At 70.2% G+C, this 14111-nt stretch carries 12 protein-coding genes; 2 read left to right on the top strand and 10 right to left on the bottom strand.

The features are described from left to right. Window positions 1-32: 32 nt before the first annotated feature. The 5 genes from ACIREE_RS05100 to ACIREE_RS05080 form a co-directional block, all read right to left on the bottom strand. A complete protein-coding gene (locus ACIREE_RS05100) occupies window positions 33-1478 on the bottom strand; it encodes a glycoside hydrolase family 43 protein (RefSeq protein ID WP_404146389.1) in 1446 nt (481 codons plus the stop codon). 102 nt (window positions 1479-1580) lie between these two features. Then, window positions 1581-2522, bottom strand: a complete 942-nt coding sequence (locus ACIREE_RS05095) for a carbohydrate ABC transporter permease (protein ID WP_404146386.1) — start codon at window positions 2520-2522, stop codon at window positions 1581-1583. 2 nt (window positions 2523-2524) lie between these two features. Continuing rightward, window positions 2525-3430 (bottom strand): carbohydrate ABC transporter permease, encoded by a 906-nt coding sequence (locus ACIREE_RS05090; RefSeq protein WP_404146383.1) that lies wholly within the window; start codon window positions 3428-3430, stop codon window positions 2525-2527. A 28-nt stretch (window positions 3431-3458) separates the two neighbouring features. Further along, a complete protein-coding gene (locus ACIREE_RS05085) occupies window positions 3459-4802 on the bottom strand; it encodes an ABC transporter substrate-binding protein (protein ID WP_404146380.1) in 1344 nt (447 codons plus the stop codon). Window positions 4803-4889: 87 nt separating this feature from the next. Further along, on the bottom strand, window positions 4890-6716 hold the full coding sequence (locus ACIREE_RS05080) for a glycoside hydrolase family 2 protein (RefSeq protein ID WP_404146377.1): 1827 nt from the start codon (window positions 6714-6716) through the stop codon (window positions 4890-4892). A gap of 158 nt (window positions 6717-6874) precedes the next feature. On the opposite strand from ACIREE_RS05080, the gene ACIREE_RS05075 reads away from it, so the two are divergent. Further along, the gene (locus tag ACIREE_RS05075) at window positions 6875-7888 is read left to right on the top strand and encodes a LacI family DNA-binding transcriptional regulator (RefSeq protein ID WP_404146374.1); all 1014 of its coding nucleotides are present in this window, start codon (window positions 6875-6877) and stop codon (window positions 7886-7888) included. Between the two features lie 19 nt (window positions 7889-7907). Here ACIREE_RS05075 and ACIREE_RS05070 read toward each other — a convergent pair whose 3' ends face one another. From ACIREE_RS05070 to ACIREE_RS05060, 3 genes are all read right to left on the bottom strand, one after another. Beyond that, window positions 7908-8327 (bottom strand): VOC family protein, encoded by a 420-nt coding sequence (locus tag ACIREE_RS05070; RefSeq protein ID WP_404146371.1) that lies wholly within the window; start codon window positions 8325-8327, stop codon window positions 7908-7910. Between the two features lie 10 nt (window positions 8328-8337). Beyond that, complete coding sequence (locus ACIREE_RS05065; RefSeq protein ID WP_404146839.1) at window positions 8338-8712, bottom strand: helix-turn-helix transcriptional regulator; 375 nt, start codon at window positions 8710-8712, stop codon at window positions 8338-8340. A gap of 257 nt (window positions 8713-8969) precedes the next feature. Continuing rightward, the gene (locus ACIREE_RS05060; protein WP_404146368.1) at window positions 8970-10466 is read right to left on the bottom strand and encodes a carotenoid oxygenase family protein; all 1497 of its coding nucleotides are present in this window, start codon (window positions 10464-10466) and stop codon (window positions 8970-8972) included. A gap of 177 nt (window positions 10467-10643) precedes the next feature. On the opposite strand from ACIREE_RS05060, the gene ACIREE_RS05055 reads away from it, so the two are divergent. Continuing rightward, a complete protein-coding gene (locus ACIREE_RS05055) occupies window positions 10644-11009 on the top strand; it encodes a hypothetical protein (RefSeq protein WP_404146366.1) in 366 nt (121 codons plus the stop codon). 88 nt (window positions 11010-11097) lie between these two features. Here the strand turns inward: ACIREE_RS05055 and ACIREE_RS05050 are convergent, their stop codons facing one another. Beyond that, window positions 11098-12273: a MalY/PatB family protein gene (locus tag ACIREE_RS05050; RefSeq protein WP_404146363.1), complete on the bottom strand. Its 1176-nt coding sequence runs from the start codon at window positions 12271-12273 to the stop codon at window positions 11098-11100. Window positions 12274-12276: 3 nt separating this feature from the next. After that, window positions 12277-13869: a maltose/glucose-specific PTS transporter subunit IIBC gene (malX, locus tag ACIREE_RS05045; RefSeq protein WP_404146360.1), complete on the bottom strand. Its 1593-nt coding sequence runs from the start codon at window positions 13867-13869 to the stop codon at window positions 12277-12279. Window positions 13870-14111 lie beyond the last annotated feature (242 nt).

Below are 14111 nucleotides of genomic sequence, written 5' to 3'. Positions count from 1 at the left end.
CTCGACCAGGTGTGCCCGCACGTGGGCCGGTGTCAGTCCGTGTACACCTCGGCCCGGTCCACGCTCACGAACGACGCCCCGGACGAGCCGTTGCGCTCGCCCGTCACCCGGACCCGCAGCGTGTGCTTGCCGTTCGGCAGGCGCGGGCTGCGGTACTGGAGCGTCTCGCCGGTACGGATCGCGTTGTAGTAGTCCACCCGCTGTTCGGGGCCGCCGTCCACGCTGATCGCCGCGATGCCGTTGCCGGTGTCGCGGACGGACAGCAGGGCGATCCGGGTGCCCGTGAAGGTGTACGTCGCGGTGTTGCCGGCCTGGTCGCTCCAGTGGTCATCGCTCCAGAAGCACTGCGTGGCGCAGCCTGTCCCCGAGTTCCAGGTGCCGGTGTACGCGACCGTGCCGGCGCCGCTGGAGCGGCCGTCGTCATTGATCCAGTAGTTGCCCGAGCCCGGGTCGCCCGAGGGCAGGTCCTGGGTCGCGCCCATGGCGAGGGGGACGCCGAGGTTCGGGCTGCCGTCCGCGTTCCAACTGATCTTCTGGGCGCGGGTCGTACGGTTGGTGTAGGTGTTCGTCGAGGTGGTCTTGGCGTGGTAGATCAGCCAGTCCTGGGTGCCGTCGGGGGACGTGAAGAAGGCGTGGTGCCCGGGGCCGAACACGCCGTGGGAGTCGGCGCGGGAGAACACGGGACCGGAGCGCTGCGTCCAGTTGCCGGCCACGAGCGGATCGGCCCCGTCGGCCAGCGACATCATCCAGACCTGGTAGTCGGGCTTGCCGGTGTCGCAGGTCGAGTACGTCATCCACGTACGGCCGTTGCGGTGCAGGAACTCGGGGCCCTCGCGGACCTCGGGGCAGCCCCCGGCGGCGTTGATCGCGGTCGCGTTGCCCGAGACGGTGTACGGGTTCGACATCGGCGCGATGTTCAGGCCGTTGTGCTGGTAGGCGTTGATGCCGCTGTACGCGAGGTAGAGGCGGCCGTTGACCTGGAGGATGCCCGGGTCGATGGCGAAGTCGTCGGCGTGGTTGGGCGGGGCGAGCTTCGCCTTGAAGTGGTACGGGCCCGCCGGGTCGTCGCGCTCCGACTCCAGGACGTAGACGCGGTGGTGGTCGTCCGTGCCGTCGTCGGCGGTGTAGTAGAGGTACCAGCGGTTGCCGGAGCGGTAGAACTCCGGCGCCCAGATGTGCTGGTTGCGCGTGGTGTCGGTGTCCGTCCAGACCGTGATCGGGTCGGCGTCGAGCAGCGTGGCCATGGACGGCGAGCGCCACATCTTGATGCTGTCGCCCTGGGTCGTGGTGAGGTGGTAGGCCCCGTTCGCGTAGGCCATGAACGGGTCGGGTCCCGTGTTGAGCGGATTGCGGAAGGTTCCCGAGGCGGCTGCCGCGGCGGGCGCCTGTCTCGCCGCGCCGGCCTGCGGTGCGCAGACCAGTCCGACGAGCAGGGCCAGGAGAGCGGCGACCAGAGCGGTACGGGGCCGGGTGCGCATGAGCGGCTCCTTACATCGATGTAAGTCTCACGGCTTCAGGACGTTAGGGAAGTGGTGCCGAGCTGTCAACGGGAGGGATGGACGGCCGAGTTGGAGGCCGCCTCACTGGCCGCCGAGGCCGGTGGTCGCCACGGACTTCACGATGTGTCGCTGGAAGAGCACGAACACGACGACGAGCGGCAGCGCGGCGAGCACGGCCGACGCCATCGCCTGCGCGTACTGGATGCCGTACGCGTCCTTCACCGACGTGATGCCGACGGGCAGCGTCATCAGCGAGGGGTCGGAGGTCGAGACGAACGGCCACAGGAAGTTGTTCCACGCGCCGATGAAGACGAAGATCGCCACGGCGGCGAGCATCGGACGCGACAGCGGCAGCAGCACCGACCAGAAGATCCGCCAGTGCCCGGCGCCGTCGATCCTGGCGGCCTCCTCCAGCTCCTTGGGCAGCGAGTCGAAGTGCTTCTTCAGGATGAACACCATCACGGGCGCCACGGTCTGCGGCAGGATCACCGCCGCGTACGTGTCCAGCAGGTGCAGCGTCAGCATCTGCTGGAACCACGGCACGATCAGGATCTGCGGCGGCACGAGGACGGCCGCGATGGTGAGGACGAACAGCCAGCGTCGCCCGGCGAACACGGTGCGGGAGAACGCGTAGCCGGCCATCGCGGAGACCAGCACCGTGATCACGGTGACGGCGGCCGAGATGAGGAGGCTGTTGAGCATCCACAGGGGCAGGTCGCCACGCTCCCACACGGTGCGGAACCCGTCGAGCGTGAAGCCGTGCTTCGGCCACAGCCAGTTGAGCGGATCACTGGCGTCCTGCTCCGACTTCAACGCGGTCAGCAGCGCCCACGCCATCGGCAGCAGCCACACCAGGGCGGCGACCCCGAGGACGGCGAGGGCGAGCACGCGGGCCGTGCGGTTCGCGCCGAGGGTCAGGTTCGTCTGGGACCGCTCGGGACGTCGCGGCCGTCTCGGCGGCGTCACGGGCCTGCGCACTTGAGGCGCGGTCTCGGCGCGGGAGGGTGCTTCGGTGGAGGTCATGGTCACTTCTCCCGGCGGCGGAGTACGGCGAACTGGACGGCGGAGGCGAGGACGACGAGGGCGAAGAAGATGTAGCTGATCGCCGAGGCGTAACCGAGCCGGTAACCGGTGAAGCCGACGTCGTAGATGTACTCGACGACGGGCCGCGTCGAGTTGTTCGGACCGCCCTTGGTGAGCAGATACACCTGGTCGAAGACCTTCAGGGACGCCAGGAGCTGCAGCACCGTGATCACCACCGTGATCCGGCTCAGGCTCGGCAGCGTGATCGAGAACAGGCGCCGCCAGGCCCCGGCGCCGTCGATCGCCGCGGCCTCGTAGAGGTGGTCGGGGATCGACTGCAGCGCGGCCAGATACAGCAGGAAGTTGAAGCCGACCGTCCACCACAGAGTGGTCAGCGCGATCGCCCACATGGCCACCGACTCGTCGCTGAGCCACGCGAGTTGGCCGAGGCCGAGCTTGTCGAGCAGATGGTTGTAGAGGCCGAGGTCGGGCTGGTACAGCCAGATCCACAGCAGGCCCACGACGCCGACGGGCAGCAGATACGGCGCGAAGAACGCCAGCCGCCACACCCACTGCCCCGGCAGCCCGGTGTGCACGAGCAGAGCCATGCCGAGCGCCACCACGACCAGCGGGACGGTCGAGATGAGCGTGAACAGGACGGTGTGCCAGAGCGCCTTCCACATCTCGGCGTCCTGGAACGCCTCGGTGAAGTTGTCGACGCCGATGAACGACGGGGTGTGCGCCGAAAGGGCCCGGTCGGTGAGGCTCATCCACAGCCCCTGGCCCAGCGGCCAGAGCATGAACACCACGAACAGGACGAGGAAGGGCAGCGCGAAGAGCAGGCCGGGGGAGAAGAGCCGCCGCACCGACAGGGCGCCTGGCCGGGGCGAGGCGTGAGGAGAGGACATCGTTGTGTCTCCTAGGGGGCGCGGCCGGTCAGGCCGGGCTGGGCTTGGCGAGGAAGGTGTTCAGGCGCCGCACCATCGCGCGCGCCGCGCGGTCGGGGGCGAGACCGTCGAGCAGGGCCTGCTGCAGCACCTGCGACATGGCGTTCTGGAAATCGGAACCGGCACCGGCGAACCAGGCCGCCGGGTCGAGGACGACGTGGTCCGCGGCCCCCTTGTAGTGCGCCTGCGGCAGCAGAGCGGCGTACTCCTTGGTCCGGGTGACCGGCTCGTAGGCGGGGATGTGGCCCGCGGTCGCCCAGATCTGCCCGGCCTTCAGGAGCGCGGCCACCGCGCGGTGCGTACGGCGGCGGTGCTCCGCGTCGGGGTTCTCACGGCGGGGGAGCACGAACGAGTGCGAGTCGGCGTAGACGGCCGGAGTGCCGAAGACGGTGGGGAACGGGGCCGCGCCCACGTTCTTGTCCGCGGCCCGGTAGGTGCCCAGCTCCCATTCGCCGGACAGGATCATCGCGGTCTGCTTGTTGTTGAAGGAGGCCATGCCCGCGTTGTAGTCGAGCCGCTTGGGGTTCACGCGGCCGTCGACCAGCTTGGCCATGAACGCGATGACGTGGGCCATCCGGTCCACGTCCACCTCGGCCGGGCCGCCCGGGGGCACCTTGAAAGCGCCGCCGGTCTGCTTGTACAGGCCGTAGAACAGCCGCCAGCCCTGCGCGGTGTCGGTGACGTACCCGAACGAGATGCCCTGCTGCCCGGAGGCCTTCGCCAACTCCTTGCCGGCGGCGAGGAACTTGTCGGGCGAGGAGAACGCGTCCGCGTCCAGCGTGCCGTCCTTCGTGAGCAGCCCGGCCTTCTTCACCATGTCCGGGTGGAAGAACACGATGAAGGGGTGGGTGTCGAGCGGGATCGCGAAGGTCTTCCCCTCGTACTGCGTACGCGACCACACCGCGTCGGTGAAGTCCTCGCGGTGGACGCCGTATTCGGCGAGCAGGTCCAGGTCCCACGGGTCGACCAGGCCGGTCGGCGCGTACCCCGCCAGACGCGACATGTGCGAGACCGCGACATCCGGGCCGCGGCCGCCGGCCGAGGCCATGGCGAGTTTCGTGTAGTAGGGGGTGCCCCACTCCAGGACGGTGCGCTCGATGCGGGTGCCCGGCATGTCGGGTCGCGCCTTGCGCACCATGTCGTTGAGCAGGCCGCCGTCGGCCCCGCTGAACAGGTCCCACAGGCGAACGGTCGAGTCGCCGGCCGCCAGCGCGCTGCCGCAGCCGCTGAGTGCCCCGGCGCCGAGGACCGTGGTCCCGGCGGCGAGCGCGGCCGTCAGTGCGCGTCGTCTGGTGAGTGCGGGGCGACCGACGGGTGCGGGTGTGCCGGTCATCTGGCTCCTTCCCCGGGTGACGGCGGCGGGCGGACCCGCCCCTGTCACCCCGGATATACATCGATGTAAATCATGGACAGAGAGGAACTAGCGCGGGCCCTCGAAGGCCGCGGGGCGGAGCTGGGCGGCGCGCAGCAGCGCGGTGTCGACCTTTTCGCTGCGGTCGAAGCCGTAGACGCCGTTGCGCTCCTGGAAGACGTCCGTGAGCTGGGTGTAGCAGTAGCCGAACATGTCGGGGTCGTCGAGGAGCACACCCGTCAGGCCGACGAAGCGGTCCACGAACTCCTGGGCGCTGCGCGGCCGTTCGCCGTACCCCCACGACTCGTCCCGCGCCTCGCCCGAGACCTCGGCGGCGGCCTGCGCGTCCCACCAGATGCCGCCGAACTCGCTGCAGAAGTAGGGCTGTCCGGCGTACGGCACGGACCAGGCGCGACCGTCGGGGCCGGTGTTGAGGTACGGCTTGTCCTCCGAGAGGCCCGCCATCGTCTTCGCGAACGCGGCCGGATCCTGCTCGTAGCAGTGCGAGTCGTAGACGTCGGTCTCCGGGACCCGGTGCGCGTATCCGGAGGCGTCGATGACGGGGCGGGTGCCGTCGGCCTGCTTCGTGGCCAGGAACATCGCGTGGGTCACGTCGTCGAGCTGGGTGATGCGGTCGTGCAGGTGCTGGTACGTCTCGTTGAGCGGGCACCAGCCGATGATCGAGGGGTGCGAGTAGTCCCGCTCCACGGCCTCCAGCCACTGCGTGACGTAACTGGCGTCCGGGCGCTGGTTGTCGTCGCGGGCGCCGACCTCGCAGCCCCAGTCGCCGAACTCGCCCCACACCAGGTAGCCGAGCCGGTCCGCGTGGTACAGGAACCGCTCCTCGAAGACCTTCTGGTGCAGCCGCGCCCCGTTGAAGCCGGCGGCGAGGCCGAGCTCGATGTCGCGTACGAGAGCGGCGTCGGACGGCGCGGTCATCAGGCCGTCCGGGTAGTAGCCCTGGTCGAGCACGAGCCGCTGGAAGACGGGCTCACCGTTCAGGAGCAGCCGCTTGCCGTCGACGGAGACCGATCGCAGCCCGGCGTAGGAGCGGACGCGGTCCACCGACTCGCCCTCGGCGTCCACGACTTCGAGGGTGAGGTCGTACAGGTGCGGGTCGTCCGGCGACCACACGCGCAGCCGGTTCGCGGGCATCGTGAGGGCCAGCCGCGGGGTGAGGTCGAGGTCGGCGCGGGCCTCGGCCGTGACGACGACGCCGCTCTCGTCGGCCAGGGTCGCGCGGACCCGGTGCCCCGGCGCGTTCCCGGTCAGCGGCAGCTCAAGGAAGAACGAACCCGAGGCCAGATCGGGCGTGATCCGGGGCCGCTTCAGGGCCACGGTCCGCGGCACCGGCTCCAGCCACACGGTCTGCCAGATGCCGGTGGTGCGGGTGTAGTGGCAGTGCGTGTTGGCGTACCAAGTGGCCTGCTTGCCGCGGGCCTGCGGGCCGTGGCGGCTGTCGCGGGCCCGCACCACGAGCGTCAACTCGCGGCCGGGTACAGCCACTTCGCCGAGGTCGGCGGTGAACGGGGTGAACCCGCCGCGGTGCCGCGCCACCTCGACGCCGTCCGCCCACACGGTGGTGTCGTGGTCCACGGCCCCGAAGTGCAGCAGCACCCGGGCGTCCGTCCACTCCGCGGGCACGGTCACGGTCCGCCGGTACCAGACGGCCTCCAGGAAGTCGGTCTCGCCGACCCCGGACAGCTCCGACTCCGGGCAGAACGGCACGGTGATCCGGCCGCTCAACTCGGCCTCGCGCAGGCCGCGCTCGAGGCCGGTGTCGGCCCGGTCGATCTCGAACTGCCACTCACCGTTGAGATTCAGCCAGGCCTCACGGGCGAACTGCGGCCGCGGGTACTCGGGCCGCGGCAGGGCCGTGGGGTGCGGGACGGGCATGGTGCTCCTTGCCTGTGGTGCTGCTCCGGTCGATGTGAGGCACATGGCACCATGGCGATTACATCGATGTAAATATCCGAGGCGGTGCGGAATCCGGCTCGAAACCGATTCGTGATGCTGGATACGATCGCGGGTGGCAGACGGAAGGAAAGAACAGCGTGGCGGCCAGACCCAGGATCAAGGACGTGGCGGAGTACGCGGGCGTCTCGCCCAAGACCGTCTCCAACGTGATCAACGACTACGAGCACGTGTCGGACCGGACCCGCGAGGTCGTGCGCGAGGCCATCGACGCCCTCGGCTACCGCGTGAACATCGCGGGCCGCCAGCTCCGCCAGGGCCGCACCGGCATGATCACGCTGGCCGTCCCCGAACTCGACGTCGCGTACTTCTCCGAACTGGCCCGGCACGTGATGACCGAGGCCGACCGGCGGGGACAGACCGTCCTGCTGCACCAGACCGGCGGCGTCCGCGAGCGCGAACTCGCCGCGCTGCACGGCTTCGACGCCCAGTTCACCGACGGCGTCATCCTCAGCCCGCTCTCGCTGAACCCCAAGGACCTCGCCACCCGCGACCGCAGGCTCCCGGTCGTGCTGCTCGGCGAGCGCCCCGCCGAGGGCAGCACCGACCACGTCGCGATCGACAACGTACGGGCGGCACGCGAGGCCACCGAACACCTACTGGCGCGCGGGCGGCGCCGCATCGCCGTCGTCGGCGGCACGGTGCGCGGCCGCCAGGGCACCGACCGGCTGCGCACCGACGGCTACCGCGAAGCCCTCAAGGCGGCCGGGGTCCCGTTCGACAGCGCGCTCGTGGTGCCGGTGGACGCGTACCACTGGAAGGACGGGGCGCGGGCCGCGACCGCCCTGATGGACGCGGAGCCGCGCCCCGACGCGCTGCTCTGCCTCAACGACCACCTGGCCCTGGGCGCGCTGCGCGCCCTGTACGAGCAGGGCCGCGGCGTGCCCAAGGAGCTGGACGTGGTCGGCTTCGACGACATCGAGGGCTCCCGCTTCAGCGTGCCCAGCCTGACCACCATCTCCCCGGACAAGGAGGAGATCGCGAGGGCCGCCGTCGCGCTCCTGCTCGACCGGATCGAGGAGCCGTCGACCGGCCCGCTGCAGGACCATGTCGTGGGCCACGAGCTGAAGGTGCGGGAGAGCACCGGAGGCTGAGTCCTCGGCGACCCGGACGTCACTCCCCGAGTTGCTGGGTGAAGCGCAGCAGGTTGCCCGCCGGGTCGCGGAACGCGCAGTCGCGGACCCCGTAGAACTGGTCCATCGGCTCCTGCACCACATCGGCGCCGGCGTCGCTGATCTGCTTGAACGTGGCGTCGCAGTTCTCCGTCGAGAACAGCACGCCGCGCAGCAGCCCCTTGGCCAGCAGCTCGGCCATGACCCGCCGGTCGTCCTCGGAGGCGTTCGGATCGGCCAGCGGCGGCTCCAGGACGACGCTCACGTCCGGCTGCGCGGGCGAGCCGACCGTCACCCAGCGCATTCCCTCGTACCCGACGTCGTTGCGCACCTCTAGGCCCAGCACATCGCGGTAGAAGGCGATCGCCTTGTCGGGGTCGTCGACGGCGATGAAGCACGTGGAAAGCTTGATGTCGGCCATGCGTCTCACCCTACGACCGGGGGGCGGCCCCCGCGTCCCCGTTCCTGACAGGCCGGGTATGGATCTTCACGATGCAGGCCGGGATCGCGACCGCGTCGTCGTGGTCGCGGGTCCGGTACGCGCTCGGGGTCTCCCCGACCAGCTCGGTGAAGCGCGAGCTGAACGAACCCAGTGACGTACATCCGACGGCGAAGCAGACCTCGGTCACCGTGAGGTCGCCGCGGCGCAGCAGCGCCTTGGCCCGCTCGATGCGGCGGGTCATCAGATAGCTGTACGGCGTCTCCCCGTACGCGGCACGGAAGCTGCGCGAGAAGTGGCCCGGTGACATCAGCGCGACCTGCGCCAGCGCCGTGACGTCGAGCGGCTCGGCATAGTCCCGGTCCATCAGGTCCCGGGCCCGCCGCAGCCGCACGAGATCGTCGAGCTCCTGCCTCTTCACCCCGCGAGTTTCCCACAGCGGGCGGGCCGGTGCAGGCGGCTAAGGGCTGTCCCGTAATCCCTGGCGGGCGCACGACGACAGCTACGGCACCTCGCCGCGTTGTCGAAACGCCCGAATACATCCAGTATGCGGGCGCTCCTCCGCCTTGCGATGCACCGCATCTGACGCCGCGCGCTGATCCACCAGGGATTACGGGACAGCCCTTAGGCATCCGCGACCCAGCTGCCGTGGAAGCCCAGCGGGACCCGGCCGGGAAGGTGGACGCGGGCCAGCGGGCGGCCGGTGAAGTCCTGGGCGGAGAGGATCACGAGGTCGCTCGCGCCCCGGTCGGGGTCGTGGACGTAGGACAGGAGGTAACCGTCGTCCTCGTCGCGGGCGCCGCGCCGCGGCACGAACACGGGCTCGCTCGCCGCGGCGCCCCGCGGGAAGCGGTGCACCTGCCGGCTGCCGCGCAACATGTCATGTTTCACCAGGCAGTTGGAGAACTTCTCGTCCGGTGGCACCCCGTCGACCGTCTCGTACGCGCGCCACATCTCGGCCGCGCTCGCCGCGTAACCGTAGCGGTGACGCCGGGAGACCAGGGATTCGTTGACGCGGGGGAACTCCTGCGGCAGGTCGTCCACGCGGGCACTCACCACCCGGCCCGCGCGCAGATCGATCGTCCAGCGGTCGAGCGTCGGTGTACCGGTCGTCGAGGGCCCGCCGTTGCCCCGGCCACCCACGTAGAACGGGGCGGGCATGGAGGTGTACTCCAGCACCACCGTGTCGCCCTGGTCGTAGGCGTTGAGGGTGTGCGAGTAGAACACCGGGTCGATCTCGAACCAGCGGGTGGCGCCGCCGGCCCGCGGCATCACCCCCACCCGCATCGGATGGCGGTCGTTCCAGCCGTACGGCACCGGGGCGCCCGCCTCGGCCGCCGCCGCGTCGAACGTGATGGGCACGTCGACGACCACCACGTACTTCCCGGTGAGCGCGAAGTCGTGCATCATCGGCGCGTCCGCCACCGGGATCCGATGCGACGCGGCCACCCGCCCGGTCCCGTCGATCATGATGTGCCGTACGTGGTCCCACGTCGGGTAGTACGCCACCGCGTGCAACTCGTCGGCCGTGGCGTCGTACTTGGTGTGCGCGGTGAACGCGCCGGTGAGCGTGGAGCGGAAGTCGTAGGGCCGTACGGTGGCCAGCTCGCCGTCCAGCTCGTAGGGCAGCGGCCCGCTCTCCTGCAGCGCCAGGATCCGTCCCTTGTACGGGATCACGTGCGTGTTGCACGCGAAGTCGTCCGGGGGCACCTCGCCCGGGTACGGCTCGCCCAGTTTCCTCGCCACCTGTGAGGAGCGCACCCAGCGGTTGCGGTACCACTCGGCGCGCCCGCCCCGCAGCCGCACACCGTGCACCATGCCGTCGCCCAGCATCCAGTGGTGTGCCCGCGGGTCCTCCAGGCCGAGCGCGTTGGGGCCGGTGCGCAGGTAGCGGCCGTCGAGGTCGCGGGGGAGGCGCCCGCTCACCTTCAGGTCGAAGGCCGTCAACTCCTCGGTGACGGGGGCGAAGGCGCCCTCCAGGAACGGCAGCGAACCCGCGCCGTCCGTCGTCGTGGACTGCGCGGCCGCGGCGTAGTGGCCGGGGCCGAACCCGCCGACCACACTGCCCGCCGCCGCGAGCGCCGCACCTTGCAGGACCCTGCGTCGCGTAGGACCACTCATCGTCTCTCTCCCCGTCCGTCGCCGGTTTCGGTCACGGGTGAAATCCTGCTCCGGCAGCGGCAGTTGGGCAGGAGGCCTGGGCCCCGGATCGGGGGTGTTCCCAGCGACACCCCCGGCAGCCGGAGCGGCGTCGTCCGTGTGGCAGAGTTCGGCGGACGATCGACGTACGGGGGAGCGGTGACGGACGACTCGACCAGGATGACCTGGGGCTTGATGATGGCGGCCCTGGGCGGGGGCCTCGGCGGTGTACGGATGGTGACCCGGGCGGTCGGGCACGTGAGCGGGACACGGCGCGAGGCGCGGGACGCGCTGCACCGCCATGTGCTCGCCTTCGAGCCGCGTCACCCGCTCAACCTGCAGCGACGCACGATCTACGAGCACGGCGACGGCGGGTACCTCGTGATCGCCGAGGGCGTGACGCAGACCTTCGAGTACGAGTTCACGCTGGCCCGCGTCGTGCACGACACCCGGCCCGACATGCCGGTCGTGCCACCGCAGCCGATGGCGCCGCCGCCTCCCGTCGCGCCGCCGCCGTACCGGTGACGCCGTACCAGTGACGCCGTACCGGTGACGCTGTACCCGTGACGCTGTACCCGTGACGCTGTACCGGTGACGCGACGGGCTGCGCCGGTCAGCCCGCGACGGTTCGCAGCGCCGCGATCACGGCCTCGGTTCCGCGCTCCACTTTGGCGCGCGGGCAGCCCACGTTCAGGCGCAGAAAGCCGGGCGCGCCGTAGGCGGCCCCGGGCATCACGGCGACTTTCTGCGTCTCGATGAGCTCACGCTGCAGCGCCTCGTCGTCCACTTCGAGCGGCCGTACGTCGATCCACGCGAGGTAACCGGCGTGTGGAGGCGCCCAGTTGAGCTCCGGGAACGCGGCGCCGAGCCGTTCGGCGACGTAGGACAGGTTGCCGCGGAGGTAGACGCCCAGCGCGTCCAGCCAGCGGCCGCCCTCCCGGTACGCGGCGACGTGCCCGACGAGCGACAGCACGGCCGGCGACGACAGACCGTCCGCCTCCTTGAGGTGGCGCAGATACGCGTCGCGGCTCGCGGGGTCGCCGATGATGCCGTAACTCCCGTTCAGCGCCGGGATGTTGAACGACTTCGACGCCGACGTGACGACCGCCCAGCGCGCCTGCGGACCACCGTGCAGGGCCCACGGGCGGTGGACGTGGGGCGGGTGCGCGAGGTCGGAGTGGATCTCGTCGCTGATCACCGCCACGCCGTACCGCGCACACAGGGCGGCCGTCCGGTCGAGTTCCTCCTCGGTCCAGACGTGTCCGGTCGGATTGTGCGGCGAGCACAGGAGGAGAATCGCGGTGTCGGGCCGCGCGAGCAGTCGCTCCAGTGTGTCCCACTCGCCCAACGGGCATTCCAGCAGGCGCCGTTCATGTGCGGCGACCGTCTTGGGGAACGCGTCGTACATCGGCGTGTGGACCACCACGCCGTCGCCCGGCCGCGACCACAGGTGCAGCAGCCGGCCGATCTGGTAGACGACCGACGGACCGTAGACGATCGCGTCGGGGTCGACCGCGGTCCGGTGCCGGACGCCGTACCAGTCGACGATCGCGGAGAGGAAGTCGGCCTGGCGCCATCGGGAGTAGCCGAGCACACCGTGATCGAGGCGGCCGCGGAGCGCGCGCAGGACCTCGGGCGCCGTCTCGAAGTCCATGTCGGAGATGGTGAACGGCAGCAGGTCCGGGACGCCGAAGCGGTCCTCGACGTAGTCCCACTGTGTGCACCAGGTGCCGTGCCGGTCCACGGGTATGTCGAAGTCGTAGGCCTGTGTGGTGGGCGGGAGTCGCATGGCTCAGCCCACCGGGACCATCGTGGCGAGCGCGTCCTTCACCGACTGCACCTGCGGGCCGATGACGACCTGGACGTTGTGGGCGTCGAGCTTGATGACGCCGACGGCGCCGAGCTTCTTGAGACGGGGTTCGTCGACGAGTTCGGCGTCCGCGACGGTCATCCGCAGCCGGGTGATGCAGTTGTCGAGCGACTGGATGTTGTCCGCGCCGCCGATCGCGTCGAGGATCGCCACCGCGTCGTACTTGCCGGCGATCAGCTGGCGGGGGATCGCGTCGGCGTCCGGTTCCTCCGCGGCCTCCTCCTCCGCGGGCTCTTCGCGGCCGGGCGTCTTGAGGTCGAAGCGGACGATGGCCCAGCGGAAGAGGAAGTAGTAGGCGGCGAACCAGACCGCGGCGATCACCGGGATCAGGTACCACTTCGTGGTCGTGCCCTGGAGCACGCCGAAGACGAGCCAGTCGATGACGTTGCCGTCCGTGTTGCCGATGAACACGCCGAGGACCGCGGCCGTGAGGAAGCCGAGGCCGACGAGTACCGCGTGCAGGAGGTACAGCCACGGGGCGATGAAGAGGAAGAGGAATTCGAGGGGCTCGGTGATCCCGCCGACGACACACGCGACGACCCCGGAGACGAGGAGCGCCTTGATCTCCGGCCGCATCGCCTTCTTCGCGCAGTGGTACATCGCCAGGGCCGCGCCCGGCAGCCCGCCGAGGTAGACCGCCATCTTGCCCTGGGACAGGAAATGGGTGGCGTTCGTGACCGAGTCGGTGGGCGGCTGGGAGCAGTTGAGCTGGGCGTAGAAGAGGTTCAGCGCGCCGGAGACGTGGTCGCCGCAGACGGTGCCCGAGCCGCCGACATCGGTGAAGCGGAACATCGCGACGAGGATGTGGTGCAGGCCGATCGGGCGCAGCAGCACCTCACCCATGCCGAAGAAGAACGGCCCGAAGACGCCCGTGTGGCCGATGCCCCGGCCCAGGTCGGTGATCCAGCTGTTGAACGTCGGCCACACCAGCGGAATCAGCAGACCGAACACGCTGAGCGCGAGCGCCGAGACGATCGGCACGAAGCGCAGGCCGCCGAAGAAGGCCAGCGCGTCGGGCATCCGCTGGGTACGAAAGCGCCGGTGGAGGACGCTGACAACGATGCCAACGGCGACCGCGCCGAGCAGTCCCGTATCGATGGACTGGATGCCGATCACGTCGGCGATGCCGTAATGGGCGATGGCGCGCTCGTCGTCGAAGTCGACGCCCTTGGCGGTGAGGTAGAAGTTCACCGCCAGGTTCATCGCGGCGAAGCCGACGAAACCGGAGAACGCGGCGACGCCCTTGTCCTCGCGCGCCAGGCCCAGCGGGATGGCTATCGCGAACATCACGGGCAGGAACTGGAAGGCGACGAGCCCGGTGTTTGCCATCCAGGTGAAGACGAGGTGGAAGCCCTCGCCCCGCAGGAAGGTCAGATTGTCGGTGACGGCCTCGCTGGACAGCGACGAGCCGATGCCCAACATGATGCCGCAGAACGCGAGCAGGGCCACGGGGAGCATGAAAGTCTTACCGAGCCCCTGGAGGAATTCCCAGAGTGCGGCCTTGGTCTTCTGCATGTGGGGGTCTTTCGGGCCTGGGCGGAAGGCGTGCGGGACGGATGAGATCACAGCAGGTGGGGGGCTGTCCATGGGGGCCGTGGCCGCGGCGGCCGGGTCGGTGGCAGGTGCGCCGGGCATGGGCCACCCGGCGGCCCTGTGCGCCTCCTTGTGCCTCAATCCCCGTCCCGGGCGCCCCGCGCCCTCTCTGCGCGTGCTGTGCGCCCCCACGCGGAGGTTCGCTCCGGGTGAGCGCCGGTGAT

Origin of the sequence: Streptomyces sp. NPDC102467 (assembly GCF_044765445.1) — a bacterium.
In the GTDB taxonomy this organism is placed as follows: Bacteria; Actinomycetota; Actinomycetes; order Streptomycetales; family Streptomycetaceae; genus Streptomyces.
This window is presented reverse-complemented; position numbering and strand designations above follow the sequence as displayed.